This window comes from Melghirimyces profundicolus, assembly GCF_003054245.1.
Lineage (GTDB): Bacteria > Bacillota > Bacilli > Thermoactinomycetales > DSM-45169 > Melghirimyces > Melghirimyces profundicolus.
In genome coordinates, this window is the sequence record NZ_QBKR01000002.1 from 63,222 (window position 1) to 78,978 (window position 15,757).

At 63.1% G+C, this 15,757-nt stretch carries 12 protein-coding genes; all 12 read right to left on the reverse strand.

Translation table 11 applies throughout. The annotated features are described in order from the left end of the window. Positions 1–3 precede the first annotated feature (3 nt). From C8P63_RS01825 to C8P63_RS01880, 12 genes are read right to left on the reverse strand one after another with little or no spacing between them, the layout of a single operon-like run. The gene (locus C8P63_RS01825) at positions 4–1,542 is read right to left on the reverse strand and encodes a cobyric acid synthase (protein ID WP_108021635.1); all 1,539 of its coding nucleotides are present in this window, start codon (positions 1,540–1,542) and stop codon (positions 4–6) included. Next, entirely contained in the window at positions 1,542–3,644 is a 2,103-nt protein-coding gene (locus C8P63_RS01830; protein ID WP_108021636.1) for a VWA domain-containing protein, read from the reverse strand. The genes C8P63_RS01825 and C8P63_RS01830 overlap by 1 nt, the downstream gene beginning before the upstream one ends. After that, positions 3,637–7,497, reverse strand: coding sequence for a cobaltochelatase subunit CobN (gene cobN / locus C8P63_RS01835; protein WP_108021637.1), 3,861 nt, complete (start codon positions 7,495–7,497; stop codon positions 3,637–3,639). Before cobN ends, C8P63_RS01830 begins: the two co-directional genes overlap by 8 nt. Then, entirely contained in the window at positions 7,494–8,672 is a 1,179-nt protein-coding gene (locus tag C8P63_RS01840; protein ID WP_108021638.1) for a cobalt-precorrin-5B (C(1))-methyltransferase, read from the reverse strand. Before C8P63_RS01840 ends, cobN begins: the two co-directional genes overlap by 4 nt. Next, on the reverse strand, positions 8,665–9,447 hold the full coding sequence (cobK, locus tag C8P63_RS01845; RefSeq protein WP_108021639.1) for a precorrin-6A reductase: 783 nt from the start codon (positions 9,445–9,447) through the stop codon (positions 8,665–8,667). The genes C8P63_RS01840 and cobK overlap by 8 nt, the downstream gene beginning before the upstream one ends. Beyond that, positions 9,444–10,238, reverse strand: a complete 795-nt coding sequence (gene cobJ / locus C8P63_RS01850; protein ID WP_108021640.1) for a precorrin-3B C(17)-methyltransferase — start codon at positions 10,236–10,238, stop codon at positions 9,444–9,446. Before cobJ ends, cobK begins: the two co-directional genes overlap by 4 nt. After that, the gene (locus C8P63_RS01855) at positions 10,235–11,119 is read right to left on the reverse strand and encodes a sirohydrochlorin chelatase (protein ID WP_108021641.1); all 885 of its coding nucleotides are present in this window, start codon (positions 11,117–11,119) and stop codon (positions 10,235–10,237) included. The genes cobJ and C8P63_RS01855 overlap by 4 nt, the downstream gene beginning before the upstream one ends. After that, the gene (locus C8P63_RS01860; RefSeq protein ID WP_108021642.1) at positions 11,067–12,284 is read right to left on the reverse strand and encodes a cobalt-precorrin 5A hydrolase; all 1,218 of its coding nucleotides are present in this window, start codon (positions 12,282–12,284) and stop codon (positions 11,067–11,069) included. Before C8P63_RS01860 ends, C8P63_RS01855 begins: the two co-directional genes overlap by 53 nt. Continuing rightward, positions 12,281–13,081, reverse strand: coding sequence for a precorrin-4 C(11)-methyltransferase (cobM, locus tag C8P63_RS01865; RefSeq protein ID WP_108021643.1), 801 nt, complete (start codon positions 13,079–13,081; stop codon positions 12,281–12,283). The genes C8P63_RS01860 and cobM overlap by 4 nt, the downstream gene beginning before the upstream one ends. Beyond that, on the reverse strand, positions 13,045–13,812 hold the full coding sequence (gene cobI, locus C8P63_RS18880; protein WP_170109438.1) for a precorrin-2 C(20)-methyltransferase: 768 nt from the start codon (positions 13,810–13,812) through the stop codon (positions 13,045–13,047). Before cobI ends, cobM begins: the two co-directional genes overlap by 37 nt. Beyond that, positions 13,809–15,062 carry a precorrin-6y C5,15-methyltransferase (decarboxylating) subunit CbiE gene (gene cbiE / locus C8P63_RS01875; RefSeq protein ID WP_170109439.1) on the reverse strand — a complete coding sequence of 418 codons (1,254 nt, stop codon included), beginning with the start codon at positions 15,060–15,062 and terminating at the stop codon, positions 13,809–13,811. The genes cobI and cbiE overlap by 4 nt, the downstream gene beginning before the upstream one ends. Beyond that, positions 15,044–15,721 (reverse strand): precorrin-8X methylmutase, encoded by a 678-nt coding sequence (locus tag C8P63_RS01880; protein WP_245920623.1) that lies wholly within the window; start codon positions 15,719–15,721, stop codon positions 15,044–15,046. The genes cbiE and C8P63_RS01880 overlap by 19 nt, the downstream gene beginning before the upstream one ends. Between the last annotated feature and the right edge of the window lie 36 nt (positions 15,722–15,757).

The window sequence follows — 15,757 nt, forward strand, 5'->3', positions numbered from 1 at the left end:
CTCTCAAGCTCGTTCCGTGCTCCATCCCAGGATCCGGTACAGCCTTTTCAGATCGACATGTTGTCGGACATGATCCGCCAGGCGGTCAAAAGCCGCTTCCCTCATCTCCCGGAACCGGACCGTCTCCTCCAGGGGAAGCCAGCCCTTGTCCCGCCGGATGCCGTTGAGCCAGCTTCTCCGGAACGCATCATTGTCGAAGATTCCATGGAGGTAAGTGCCCCAGTGCCGCCCGTCCGGGGTGATGGATCCTTCCGCCCGCTCCGCCTCCCCTTCGGCGGCGATCCGGAGCAAAGGTTCCCGGCCCGAAGTGGGGTGGGTAATTCCCATATGGATCTCGTAGCCCGACACGGGCAGCCCCTTCAGGGATGCCCAGCTTTCCGGCCGGGCGGATACGACACCGCGAACCCTTAACGTCCGTTTTTCCGGAGAAAAGTCCGTGACCAGCGGGAAAACCTTCAACCCTTCGGCTCTTTTCCGATCGGATTCGACTCCCCTTGGATCGCGGATTTCTTCTCCCATCATCTGAAATCCCCCGCAGATGCCCACAACCCGGGCTCCTTCCTCCATCCTCCGCCGGATTGCGTCGGCAAGGTGCATCCTGGACCAATGAAGCCAGTCTTCCACCGTATTTTTGCTTCCCGGGAGAATGATCACGTCCGGTGAACCGAGGCTTTCCGGACGGTCCACATAATCGAGCTCCACGTCCGGCTCCCGTTCCAAAGGATCCAAATCCGTGAAATTGGAGATCCGGGGATGCCGGATCACCGCCATCCGGATCCGCTCCCCTTCGCCCCGCATCCGCGGCCGGTGATCCAGGGCCACCGAATCTTCCGCTTCGATGCGGATATCAGGCAAAAAGGGAATCACCCCCAGCACCGGCTTGCCGGTCCGTTCCTCCAGCCAGCGGAGGCCGGGCTCCAGCAGGGACGGATCTCCCCGGAATTTGTTGATGAGAAAACCCACGACCCGTTCCCGTTCCCCGGGTTCCAACAATTCCATCGTTCCCACGATCTGGGCGAAAACGCCTCCCCGGTCGATGTCCGCCACCAGCAGGACGGGAGCCTGAATCGTTTTGGCCAGACGCATATTGACCAGTTCCCGGTCCTTCAGGTTGATCTCCGCCGGACTGCCGGCTCCTTCGATCACGATCACATCCGCCTGCTTCCTCAGGCGCTCCCAGGCATCCAGGATGACCGCCCAGGCCCCCCGGTGAAAATCTTCCCGGTAGGAACGGGCATCCATATCCCCGAGAGGTTTCCCCCGGACCACGATCTGGGAACGGGTATCGCCGGAGGGTTTGATCAGAATCGGATTCATATCCGCCGTGGCTTCCACTCCGCAGGCTTCCGCCTGAACGCCCTGTGCGCGTCCGATCTCCAGCCCGTCCCGGGTCACATAGGAATTGAGGGCCATGTTCTGGGATTTGAACGGCGCCACGGAATGGCCGTCCTGCCGGAGCATCCGGCAAAAAGCGGTGGCCAGGACGCTTTTGCCCACGTCGGAGCCCGTCCCCTGAAACATCAGACACTTTTTCAACCGCATCACCCGATTCCTCTGAATAAACCGCCGTCATCCGGATCCCGGAGATGGTCCAGGTGCAAGTAATCTCCCTTCAGTTCCCGGGCGAGACGCCGGCACCATCCCAGGCGCAGGGGGCCCGTCTCTGTATCCACCACCGTACAGGAAATCCCGGCTTCCCGGATTTTGCCGGCCACCTCCCGCACCCGGCGGAACGCCTCATCCAGAGAACCGTTTTCCCGGGAGGAAAGGTTGAGACGGCCGTCCGTCACCACCACCAACCGGCTTTCCCCTCCCCGGGTGTCCCATTGCCCGATTCTTTGATAACTCTGTTCCAACGCCTCAGCCAGGGGTGTTCCGCCCCCGCTGGGCAACTGCGCCAGTGCCTGTGTCGCAGCTTGCACGCTTCGGGTGGGGGAGAGCCACCGGGTCACTTCCCCGTTTCGGAAGCTGAGCAAGGCGACGTCCTCTCTCCGGCGGTAACACGCCTCCATCCAGGAGCGGAGCGCCCCCTTCACCTGTTCCATCCGACCGTAGCCCGCCATGGAGCCGCTGGCGTCGACCAGAAACAGCACCCGGTTCCGGTCGGGCTGGACAAACACCTTTTCCCTCAGGTCCTCCCGACGAAGGAGACGAAAAGGGGGGATCTCGCCGGTGCCGCCCCGTTTGCCGCACGCGGCGATCAAACTCCCTTCCCAGTCGAAGGAACGGGCCCCTTGCAAGGATGGAGACGGCCGGTTTTTCAGACAGCGCCCCCGGAAGGGATGCTCCCTCCGCCCGGCCCGCCGGGTACGGGACGGGGAAAGGGGGGGTCCGGAGGATGACCGCCTCCGGGGGGACGCCTCCCGATCGTCGGGAGAAATTCGAAACCAACTGCCGACGGGAAAGAGCGATTCCTTCACCTGGCTTCCGGCGGCATCCGTGAACGCTTCGGGCGACTCCCGGGAGGCGCTTCCTTCCGGCCTCTCCTCCGGCGCCGCCGCTGCTCCCGGCACCGCTTCCCCCTCGCTTCCTGCCCCGTCGGGAACGGAGGGGGCTTCCGCGTTCAAAGGGGTTTGCCTGGCTTCGGAGTCACCCGGGGATTCCTGCAACTTTTCTTCCCCGCCGCCCGTTTTTCCCGAAGGGGGATCGGGGAAATCTCCACCGGAAGGGCCGGGATCCGGCTGCCAGGGTTGCTGTGCCCGGTGGGAAAGGGCCAGACGGGCAGCCAGGTTCACATCCCCGGCAGAGACGGCATCCCGTCCGCAGTATGCCGCCCGGGCTTTGGCCGCCTCGCAGATCACCAGATCCGCCCGCACCCCTTCGGTCAGCGCTTCGGTGCAGATGCGCACCACCTGCTCCAACCGTTCCCGGGGCATGGTGACCCGGTTCAGCCGCTCTCGGGCTTCGCGCAATCGTTCCGCCTCCTCTTTCTGGGCATCGGCCCAGGCGGCACGGAACCCTTCCGGGTCTTGTTCAAAGGCCATCCGACGCTCCATCACCTCTAAGCGCAGGTGGGGATCCGACGGGGTCTTCACCTCCACCGACAACCCGAACCGGTCCAGCAGCTGGGGTCTTAAATCCCCTTCTTCGGGATTCATGGTTCCGGCCAGAATAAACCGCGCCGGATGGACGACGGAGAATCCTTCCCGCTCCACCCGGTTGCGACCGGAAGCGGCCGCATCCAGCAACAGATCCACCAGATGATCCTCCAGCAAATTGACCTCGTCGACATACAGGATCCCCCGGTGAGCACGGGCCAGGAGGCCGGGGCGGAACCGTTTTTCCCCCCGTTTCATCATCGCCTCCAGATCAGGATGGCCCAAGAGCCGGTCCTCCATCGCACCCAGGGGCAGTTCCGCCACGGTTGGCTTCCGGTGGCGGGGGGGCTCCCCGGATGCGACTCCTTCACAGTGGGGGCAAAAGGTGAAGGGTTCGTTGGGATCACACCCCAGGGAACAGCCCGGGACAACGGGGATCGGCGGAAGAAGTTCCGCCAACGCACGGACGGCCGTGGTTTTGCCGTTCCCTTTCTCGCCCCGGATCAGCACCCCTCCGACCCGGTGCGAGACGGCATTGAGCAGCAGCGCGGTTTTCAGGTCTTCCTGTCCCACCATGGCGGTAAAAGGATACCCGGATTCATGCATCTTCCCCCCTCCTTTCTCCTCCGAATCCTTCGATTCGGCTTTCCGCTTCCAAGAGTGTTTTGGCCAGTGCTTCCGTGGTCTCCGGGTCCGGCTCCTTCCACATGCCCCGCTGGGCGGCTTCCAACAGGCGTTCCGCGATATCTTTGAGGGCCCAGGGATTGGATCGGGCGAAAAACTGCCGGACTTCCGGGTCCAGCGCATACCGGCGGCTCAACTGTTCATACATCCAGTCGTCGATGATTCTCGCCGTCGCGTCATAGCCAAACAAAAAGTCCACCGTGTTGGCCATCTCCAAGGCGCCCTTGTAGCCGTGGCGCCGGACGGACCTCATCCATTTGGGGTTGATCACCCGGCTCCGGAACACCCTGAGCGCCTCTTCCTTTAAATGGCGCACCCGGATCAGGCGGGGATTGGACGAATCCCCGAAATACGTTTTGGGATCCTTCCCGGTCAGGGATCGAACGGTGGCCACCATCCCGCCGTGTTCCTGAAAATAGTCGTCGCTGTCGAAAATGTCGTGTTCCCGGTTATCCTGATTTTTGGTGGCCACCTGCACCCGGCGCAGACGGTTTTCAAATTCGGCGGCCGCCGGCTTTCCGTATTCCTTCTCCGTATACGCATACCCGGACCAGGTGGTGTAGACCCGGGCCAGATCCCGGTCGTCCCGCCACTGGCGGCTTTCAATCAGAGGCAGCATCCCGGCTCCGTAGGTGCCGGGTTTGCTGCCGAACACCCGGTACAGGGAAGTCTCCCGGGCTTCTTCCCGGGAAAGCCCGGACGCCACCTTTTCCTCCGTCTCCTCGGCCACCCGTGCGGCCAGGGGGTTGTCTTCCGCCCGTTCATCCAGACCGTTCACCATTTCCACCGCCCGGTTGATCATCCGGACCAGATTGGGAAAGGCGTCCCGGAAAAACCCGCTGATCCGGACGGTGACGTCCACCCGGGGACGTCCCAGCTCTTCCAGGGGGATCACTTCCAAATCGACCACCCGGCGGCTTTCGTCCCGCCAAACCGGCCGAACCCCCAGCAGCGCCAGCACTTGGGCGATGTCATCTCCGCGGGTGCGCATGGCGGAGGTCCCCCACATCACGAGCCCCACCGTGCGGGGAGGCTCCCCTTCTTCCTCCCGATACCGCCGGATGAGCTCTTCGGCCAGCTGCCGGCCCACTTCCCAGGCGCCGGGGGAAGGAAGGGAGTGGGGATCCACGGAATAAAAGTTGCGCCCCGTCGGCAGGATGTCCGGCATCCCCCGGGTCGGGGAGCCGCTGGGACCGGCGGGGACGAGCCCCCCTTCCAGCTCGTGCAGCAGGTTCCCGATTTCCGCCGGCGTCTCCAAAAGCTTGGGGAGCAGGCGGTCCCGGGCATACCCGAGCACGCTTTCCGTCCTTCCCTCCTGCGCCGGCAGGAGGGCATCCGTTTCGGAGCCGCCCTCCGCGGTGGACCCGGGGTTACCCGGGACCACACCGGCCGGCCGGATCACCTTTTCCGCCAGTGCCGCCTTGGACAGGCGGATGACCTCCTCGCGGACATCCCCCACTGTGCGCACCCCGCCAAACCAGGGATCCGCCACCGGGAGTGAACCTGGCCACCGCTTTCCCAGATCGTTTTGGAGCCCGTCCCAGTCCAGGCCGAGGTCGCGGCAGACCGCCTCGGGCAAGGAGGGCACCGAACCCGTCGGCAGTTGAAGAAGACTGTACAGCAGATCGGTCCAAGCCTCCTCCGTTTCCGGCAGCCGGCCCATCACGTGGAGACCGTCCCGGATCTGGGCGGACTTCAACTCGCAGATATACCCGTCGATCTCTTCCATAAACGCCTCGAAATCCTCGGGGTACTCGTCCCGGTTCAGATCCCGGTCCAGCCGGGCCTGAACCACCGTATCCCAGATTTCTTTTTCGATCAGGGGGAGTTTTTTGGGATCCAGGGGTTGCATCTGCGCATGTTCGTCCATCAGCTGTTCCAGTTTGTCCAGCTCATCGTAAGTGTCGGCCTGGGTCAGCACCGGAACCAAATGGTCGACGATGGTGGCGTGGCTGCGCCGTTTGGCCTGGGTTCCTTCCCCCGGATTATTGATGATGTAGGGGTAGAAGTGGGGAAGGTCATCCAACACCACTTCCGGATAACAGGAAACGGAGAGGCCCGTTCCTTTCCCCGGCAGCCACTCCAGGGTTCCGTGTTTTCCCACATGGACCACCGCATCGGCCCCGAAGCTCTCACGGAGCCAATGATAGTAGGCCGTGTAGTGATGGGTGGGAACCAGATCGGGGCTGTGGTAGATCGCGATCGGATTGTCTCCGAATCCCCGGGGTGGCTGAAGACCCACAAAGATGTGGCCGAACCGGATCCCGGGGATCACCAACCGGTCCAGGTGGAGGAACACATCCCCCGGCGGCGGGCCCCAGGTATCTTCGATCCCCCGGCGGGCCTTTTGCGATATCTGCTCCCAACGTTTGCGGTAGTCTTCTTTCGTCAAATGCCCTTCCGCCCCGGCCAATTGCTCCCCGGTCAAATAACCCCGGTCGTTGCTGCAACGTTCGATCAGCCTCAATGCCAGCTCATCCCCGTCCCGGGGCAGATCCTCCGGATTTCCCACATGATAGCCCTGTTCTTTCAGAGCATGAAGGATCCGGACCATGGAGGCGGGCGTGTCCAGTCCGACCGCATTTCCGATCCGGGAGTTTTTGGACGGTGCATTCGTCAACAGAAAGGCCAGCCGTTTCTCCCCCGCCGGTTTGCGTCGGAGACGGGCCCAGCGGGCTGCCAGACGCGCCAGGAAGTCCGTCCGGTCCCCGGCGGCCACGTAACGGCGGAGAGGGATGCCGAGGAGGGGATCTTCCCGAACCGTCTCCTTGAAGGAAAAGGGAACGGTGATGATGCGCCCGTCAAACTCCGGCATGGCCACGTTCATCGCCGTGTCGAGGGGAGTGAGCCCGGCGTCGCTCTCATCCCACCGTTTCCGTTCATGGAGCGACACGATGGCCTGCAGCACCGGAACGTCCAGCCCATCAATCCAGGAGCGTTCTTCTCCTTCTCCCGCGTCATCGGGACTCCGCCGGTGGACCGAAAAGCTCATGGTGACAATCAGGGCGTCCACCGCCGGCCTTCCCGACGGATCCGTCAGCAGGGGCCATGCCGAGTCCTTTTGTTGGACACCGTCGTCGGGTCCCGCCTTGAGGCTTTGGGTCAACACCGGCAGCGGGACACACCCCCGACGCCGCAGGGATTCCATCAGGGAGTCGATAAAGTCGGTGTTGCCGCTCATCCAATGGGCGCGGTAAAAGAGGATCCCCACCACCGGCGGACTTTCGCCCTCCACGGCTGCCGCCTCTTCCGGTTGAATGTTCTTTTCCCATTCCTGCCGGTCCAGAGGTTCCAGCGAGCCCGGCCGGTAGATTCCGGACCAGGGAAGGTCTCTGGGTTCCTCGTATCCATACGCCGTTCCCAGCCACGTATCGCTGATCATCCGAAACAACTGGACGAAGTTGCGGACCCCGCCGTATACGGCGTACAGCATCGCCTGACTGGACAAGGACGGGGCCACGTTGGTGGCCTCCTGCAGCTCCGGATACGGTTCCTGATCCCCCGGCCAGGCCATCAGCGGAATCTCCTTTTCCCGGCAGTGACGGACCACCCGTTCAAATGAAGGCGGATGCGCCTTTTTGCCACCCAACAGTCGGAGAATCACCACCCTGGCAACGGGCAGGCGGCGGTCCAGGAATTCCCGCGCCTCTTCCTCCCGGTCCGCCCAGTCGGTCACATTGGCCGTCCGGATCGTCGGAAACCCGTCGGGCAGTTCTGCATAAGCTTCCCGCAGCGTCAGGATATCCGTATCCGCCGTGGTCAGATAAAGAATCATCCCTTCCCCTCCTTTTTCTCTTCGTTCCGGATCGACCGCCGACCCAGGATCTCCCCTTCGGGTGTGATGACGACGGCTTCCACCGTCAAAGGACGCCCCACCTTTTGCCGAACTTTTTGGACGATCGACAGGCAGAGAAGCTCAAAAAAAGACCGTTGCCCCAGAAGGCGCATCCGTGTCCCCACCTGATGGGCGGTGTTGGCTTTCCGGATCCGCCGGATTTCATCCGCCGCGACCCCCGCTTTTTTCGCGAGGTCCGCCAGAAACTCGAAATCGACGGAGACGCGATGGGCGTGCAAATTCCCGTTCCCCCGGGCCGCTTTGGAGAACTTGCCCATCATCCCCACCAGGTTGATCCGGTCGACACCATGACGGCTTCGGCAGGCTCCCAGGGCGTCCCCCAGAAAATCCGCCATCTCGATGAAGGCCTCTTCGGGAAGATGGGGGTACATTCGCATCGCCGCCTTTTCGCTCCGCCCCCCGGTGGTCAGCACCAGCTCCCGGCACCCGTTGGCCGTCGCCACCCGGACAGCCTGCACCACACTGGCCCGGTAGGCGGAGGTGGAGTAGGGGCGGACGATCCCGGTCGTTCCCAGGATGGAGATGCCCCCGACGATTCCCAGGCGGCCGTTTAAGGTCTGCTTCGCCATTTCCTCCCCGCCCGGAACAGAGATCACCACTTCCACTCCCCGCCGCTCCAGCTCTGCGCCCGGCACCTCATTCACCGCCTGGCGGATCATCCGGCGAGGGACCGGGTTGATCGCGGCTTCCCCCACGGGAACACTCAGCCCGGGTTTGGTCACTCTGCCGACCCCGTCCCCGCCGTCCAATCCCACCCCCGGAGATTTCCGCCAGGTGACGGTGGCGACAATCCGCGCCCCGTGGGTGGCATCGGGGTCGTCTCCCCCGTCCTTCACCACTGCGCAGCGCGCCTGATTTGCATCGAATCCCGTCTCCTTCAATGGGAAGGAAACCCGGAACCCGGCCGGAAGAGGAATGTCCACCCGTTGGACCGGACACTGCCTGATCAGGGAAAGCAGCGCCCCTTTGGCGGCGGCGGCGGCACAAGCCCCGGTGGTGAAGCCGGTGCGCAAACGTTGGATCTTTCCCTGGACCTCCACCTCCACCCACCGGGTTTCGGAAGCGTGATCCAGGATTTGCGGCTCCTCATCCATGGGGGATCCCCACCTGTTCCTGTACCGATCGAACCAATTGGGAGCAGTCATGAAAGACGCGCATCCCCTCGGGCAGTGGAGGTCTTTCGACCACCACCACTTGAAGTCCCGCCGCCAGGGCGTCTTCGATTTTTTCCCGGATCCAGGCGAGCCCTCCGCTCTCTTTGGTGATCAGGACGTCGGCCGAAAAATGTCGCAGCATGGCGGCGTCGATTCCTCTGCCGAAAGGGCCCTGCATCGCCACGATGTTCGACTGATCGATCTCCCACTGGTCGCAGAGGCGCAGGTTTTCCACCGTTGGAAGCAGGCGGACCACCAACCGGACCCCCGGCGCCTTCGACAACCGCCGGGCATAGACGGGCAATCCTTTGCTCCCCGTGGTAAGAAAAACGGTTCCTCCCAGACGGGCCGCCAGGGAGGCCGCTTCCCGGTCGGAGGAAACCCGGTGCAGCCCGAAGCCGTCGGCCAGGTTTAAAGGGGGACGTTCCAGACGGTAACAGGGAATCCCCGCCGCCCGGGCCGCGTCCCGAACCGCGAAGTGAGCCTTCTCGGCGAAGGGGTGGGTCGCATCCACCAACAACCGTCCCCCCTTTTTCCGGATCCATTTCAAGAGCCCGCACCGGTCCAACCGCCCGGTTCGGACAGGGATGTGTTCCCGGCGGTAAACCCGGGCGGCGTGATCGGTCACTGTGGATACCTCCAAGGACAGCCGGCACGCGTACAGGCGGCGGACCAGGTCATAAGCCTCCCCTGTGCCGGCCAACACCAGGATCACGCTCTCCCCTCCTTTTTTTCGGAAACGGAAAGTGGATACCGTGCCCGATAACCTCTCGGGGTCAGCATTTTTCCCTCGTAAAAGACCGTGTGGGAGTTGCCGATCAGCACGGTGGTCAACATGTCGACCGGATGGGAAAGCATTTGTGCCAGCACCGTGAGCCGGATCTCTTCCCCCTCGCGATAGGCGTTCCGGACCAGAGCCACCGGGGTCTCCCCCGAACGGTACCGAAGAAAAATGTCCTTCGCTTCCCGGATCGGTTCCACCCGACGCTTGCTGCGGGGATTGTATAAAGCGGTGACAAAATCCCCCGCCGCCGCCGCTTGCAGACGCCGCCGGATCACATCCCGCGGGGTGAGAAGATCGCTGAGGCTGACCGCGCAAAAATCATGCATCAGAGGCGCACCGACCCGGGCCGCGCAGGCCTGAAGCGCGGACACCCCCGGCACCACCTCCACGGCGGGGCCTTCTCTTTCCCGCCAGCCAGCTTCTTTCAACACCTCGAACACCAACCCGGCCATCGCGTAGATTCCCGGGTCCCCGCTGGAGATCACCGCCACCCGGTATCCGTCCATGGCATACCGGTACGCCTCCCGCGCCCGGTCCACTTCTTCCGTCAACTCCCGGGCGATCACCCGTTGATCCCCCAGTTGCGGTTTCACCCTCTCCACATAACCGCGGTATCCGATCACCACCTCCGCCCCCTCGAGGGCTTCCGATGCCCGGGGGGTCATCAACCCCGGATCCCCGGGTCCCAGGCCGATGATCCGAATCCCTCCCCTTTGGCTCATCCTTTCACCCCATGGGCCGTCTCTTCGTGGGAATGGCCGTGTCCGTGATGGTGATGGTGGTGGTGATGACCTCTCTTTCCGTAGCGATGCTCCGCCAGGTCCCGCATCCAATCATGGTCATAGGCCGTAAACGTGCCTTCGTGCGCCTCCGCCACCCGCTGCTCCAACACCTCCAGAACCAGGGGGTGAAGTCCGAAGTGGCGGGTCAGCTTAAAATCCACCGACGGGTGTTTCTCCCGATGCTCCCGGGTGATCTTGGCGATCCGTTTGTACAACTTTCCGGTGAACAGAAAGTAAGGCAGCACCAGCACCCGCTTGGCCCCGAGACGAAGACAGCGGTCAATCCCCTGTTCCAGCCGGGGGTGGGTCAGTCCGATAAACGAACTCTCCACGGTCTCATAGGTCGTGCGTTCCCAAAGCATCCGGGCCAGCTTGAAAAAATTGCTGTTGGCAACGGGATCGCTGCTTCCGCGGCCCACCATCAAAACGGCCGCCCCTTCGTTCTTCCCTGTGGGATCTTCGCCCGCCTCCCGCAGACATTGAAGGAGCACTTCCAGCATCTTTTCGTGAAAGCCCAGATGGGCGCCGTAACGAATGGAGAGCCCGGGATGCCGTTTCCCGGCGTTTTCCAGTTCCCTGGGAATGTCGTCGGTATAGTGGAGAGCGTCCAGCAGCATGATCGGAATCGCCGTCACCTCCGTCGCCCCCAGGGCCGCACACCGGTCCACGCCTTCCCGGACGTTGGGGGACTCAAATTCCAGAAAACAGAACTCCACCCGCCGGTCCGGCAGCCGCTGCCGCATCTTCTCCACCATTTCCCGGAACTCTTCACACCCCTCCGGGTCCCGGCTGCCGTGTCCGATCAGCAACGTCATCTTCATGATCCATCCCTCCGGATCTGGTATTGATTTCCGCTCCCCCGCCGTACACGGCGATGGAAAGCGTCGCGTTTCGGCTCTTTTCCTTTTCCACCAGCAACCGGTCCGTCCCCGCGCTGAGCAGGGCCGCCGGCTGGCTGACGCCGCGGCTTCCCGTCACCCGGTAGACCACATCGGAAGGCTGCGGAATCGGGAGGCGGTTCAATGCCCCGGCTTCATAAAAATGGAGCGGCCAACCGTGGCGTTCCGCCAATTCCAGCAACCCAGGCTCGTCCGATTTCAGGGTGATGCTGGACAAACTGCGAATACTGTCAAAGGCCAGCCGGTACCGGCTCATCACGTCCCGAATCAGGGACTCCAGCTCATCGGCGGAAGTCCCCCGGCTGCAGCCGATCCCCAGACAGAGGGACCGCGGGTGATAGACCGCCCCCTTTGAGCACAGCCGGCGCTCTTCCCCGGTCGGAAGACGGTGGGTGATGACCAGCCAGGCTTCCGCCCGTTCCGGGGCGGAAAGCGCCTCCCGGAAAGAGGAAAAACGAAGCCACCGGCCCGATTGAGCCTCCTCTTCCGGCAGCCAGTCCTCTTCGCCGCTTTCCTGAACCACTCCGATGGTTTCCCCGTTGATCACAGCGGCGCTCAACCGTGTCATGCCCGTGTCGTCACCCGGCACCCAGCCCCGATCCCGATCCAATTCATCCACGGCCAGGGTTTCCTGCACCTCGGAGGCGGTGGTGATCACCGGCCGGGCCCCGAGCAGGTGACTCACTTCCCGGGTGAGCCGATTGGCCCCGCCCCGGTGGGCGGACAGCAGACTGACAGCATGACGGCTCCCTTCATCCACTGCCACCACGGCGGGATCCTCCTTCTTCCCCCGCAACAACGGCGCCAAGGTACGAACCGCCGCCCCCACCGCGACCCACATCACCCATCCGCGGTAGCGATGGAAGGTGGATTTCAACCACGACCGGAGGGGCCCTTGATAGGGAATCAACCGACCTGCTCCATCTTCCATCGCTTGTCGGGTCTCACCGGCGAATTTCGAGGGAACGAAGGCATCGGCACGGGGCCATGCCCGCCGGAGACGGTCCAACTGGCGGCATCCGCGACGGGTCACCGCAAGCAGCGCGATTCCTTCCCCGTCACGGGCTTCTTGCACGGTTCGGTTCATCCCTCTTTCACCGTCGGCCGGAACAGGTGGGCATATTCCGGATCATAGAGCCGGGACCGGTGGGATTCCCCTGCCTCACCGGGATCCAGGGCCTTCCCGACGAGAATCATCGCGTGCCGGGTGATCCCCGCCTCCCGGATGCGGGATTCCAGGCGGGCCAGAGTGGTCCGGATCACGCGTTCCCCGGGCCAGGTCACTTTTTCCGCCACCACCACCGGCGTCTCTTCGGGCAGCCCTGCTTCCCGCAGTTCCCCCGCCACTTTGTGGATCCGAGCCGCACTCAGAAAAATGGCCAACGTCGCCGGGTGCCGGGCCAGCTCCCGCAACTCCGCCCCCTCGGGAACCGGGGATGCCCGTCCCCCCGTCCGGGTGAGAATCACTGTCTGGCTCACCTCCGGCACGGTCAGTTCCGCACCGACCCGGGCGGCAGCGGCAAAGGCGGAGCAAACCCCGGGCACGATCTCGAAGGGAATGCCGTGCTTGCGTAGACGCGCCACCTGTTCCAGGATGGCGCCGTAGACGGTGGGATCCCCCGAATGAACCCGGGCGACCACCTGGTTTTTCCGGGCTGCTTCCACCATGATCTCCACCATTTCGTCCAAATGGAGATCCGCGCTCGAGATCTTCTCCGCCCCCGGCCGGGCCGCCTCCACCAACTCCTTGCTCACCAGGGAGCCGGCATACAGGACGACATCCGCTTCCTTCAGAATGTTCCATCCCCGGACCGTGATCAATTCTGGATCTCCGGGACCGGCGCCGATCAGATGGACGACGCCCCGCTTAACGGGTTGAGCCACGGGCTTTCCCCCTCCTTTTCCCTTTTTTTGACGATCATCAGTGAGAAATAGGGCAACGCCATTCCCTTGAGGGACGTCACATCCCGGTGGATTTTTTCCCCGGGGGCGGAAACATGGCTGACCACACAGGCATCCGCCGCCAGATCCAGCCGGGTTAACAGGTTGATCATCCCGTCCAACAACCGGGCCACTTTCAAAACGATCACCGTGTCATGAGTGAGAAGGATTTGTTCCATCCGCTCCCACTCCTCCGTCGCCGGAATCACCGCCAACCGCTGTTTCCCTTCAGCCAGAGGAAGGGTGAGACGGGCTGCGGTCCCGTGAACCGAAGAGACGCCGGGGACCGCTTCGACCGGAATGTGCGGGTTGAACCGGCGGATCCCCTTTTGAATGTGACCAAACGTGCTGTAGAAGAGAGGGTCCCCTTCCGTGATAAAGGCGACGTCTTTTCCCTGCTCCAATAACGGAAGCAGGCGAAGAACCGCTTCTTCTCTGTACCGATCCCGCTCGTCGGGGTTACGTGTCATGGGAAAAAACATCCCGATATGCTCCTGATCCGCCGACGGAATCCAGGGTTTCACGATTCTGAGGGCGACACTCTCCCCCCGGGCATTCACCGGATAAGCCAACACGGGGGCAGACCGGATCAACCGATGGCCCTGAAGGGTCAACCACTCCGGTTCCCCCGGACCGACACCGATGCCGTACAGCGTTCCCGGACGTCGTTTCACCCCGCCTCTCCTCCTCCCGAACTCTTTTCGCCCGTCAGCAGAAAAACCGGCGTCAACGGCTCCAACCGGGTTTTTCCGGCGATGGGCCGGCTTCTGGAAACTTGCAACTGGATCAGATCCGGATCGAGTCCCAACTCCTGCAACCGTCGATAACCGGCCGTCGCGTTTTCCAGTGTGACGGCGTTCATCACCAATCGTCCGCCCGGGTTTAACCGCCCGGCACAGACGGACAGCAGGGGGTCCAACCGTCCTCCAGACCCGCCGATAAAAACCGCGTCGGGATTTTCCAAGGATTCCAGCACTTCCGGCGCTTCCCCGTGAACGACGTGCAGGGATCGCCGGAGACGGCGGGCGTTTTCCCGGATGTTTTCCACGTCTTGGGCATTCCGTTCCACGGCGTATACCCGCCCTTCTTCCCCGATCACCCCCCGCGCTTCCAAACCGACGGAACCGGAGCCCGCACCGATGTCCCATAGGACACAGGTCTTTGACAGACCCAGCCGGGCCAGCACGACGGCCCGGACCTCCCGCTTGGTGAGCTGTCCCTTCATCGGCGCCCGTTGGGCAAAATTCCCGTCCTTGATCCCCAGCACCGGCTCCGGTTTCCGGATCGGTTCCGGCTCCCGCCCGGGCAGGCGTCGGATCAGCACCACATTCAAGGGAGCGAAGGTCTTTTCCGCCGCCTCTTCCAGATCCCACTCCGTCACCTTCTCCCCGGGGGCTCCCAGGTTCTCCCCCACCACCATTCGGCGGTTTTGAATCCCCTGATCGAGGAGGCGACGGGCGATCGCCCCCGGATGATGAACCGGGTCGGTCAGAAGCACCACCTTGGGATGCCGCCTCACCCAATCCGTGAGACCGCAGGCGGAACGCCCGTGAACGCTGGCCAAAAAGGCGTCGTGCCAAGACTCCCGGATCCGGGCGAACAGGAGCTGGATGCAACTGAGGTGGGGATGGACATTCAGATGCTCCCGCCCCACATGGCGGTAGAGGTAGTCGGCCACTCCGAAGAAGTTGGGATCCCCCGTCGCCAGCACCACCTGCCTTTGCTGCCTGTATTTTAAGAGCAGACGGGCGATTTCCGGAAGATTGGAGCCGATGGTCACCCGCACCCCGTCCCCTTCCGGGAACATATTCAATAAGCGGCGCCCCCCGTACAGCCGTTCACACTGGGCGATTTTCATGCGGAGGTGTGGTGCAAGACCCGCCGCACCATCCGCCCCGACTCCGATTACATCGATGGGAGGCATCCGCATCCCTCCCCGCGGGAGTGCGTCGCCATTCGGGCCAAGGCGTTCACCGCCGCCGAAGCGGCGGAACTTCCGCCTTTTCTCCCCCGGTTGGTGATCCAGGGAACTTCCGTCATCCTTTGCAGTTCTTCCTTGGATTCTTCCACGGAGACGAATCCGACGGGAAGACCCATGATCAGCGCCGGCCGGATCCCCTCCTCCCGCACGAGCCGGATCAGTTCCACCAACGCGGTCGGAGCGTTTCCCACCACGGCGAGCGCTCCCTCCAAATCAGCCGCGGACAGACGCATCGCCGCCATGGATCGCGTTATCCCTTCCCTCAGGGCCAGATCCGCCGCCTCCGGGTCGCGGATCCGGCAGACCACCCGGTTGCCCGGGCCATGCAGTTGGGACTCCACACCGGCTTTGACCATGTTCACGTCGGTCACGAGCCTCTTTCCCTCCCGGAGGGCCCGGATGCCCGTCTCCACTGCACCGGGATGAAAGAGCAACCCCATACCCAGGTCAAAGTCGGCCGTGGCATGGATGATCCGCCGGACGATGTTCCATTGCCGCGGTGAAAAGGAGTGCGAACCCGCTTCCCGGTCGATGATGGAAAAACTTTGTTCGTATATGCTCGCCGGATCCAGTTCCGGTTGAAAATCCTGCAACCTTCCCAATTTCCCACCTCCCCAAGACATTGGAACCATCACCCC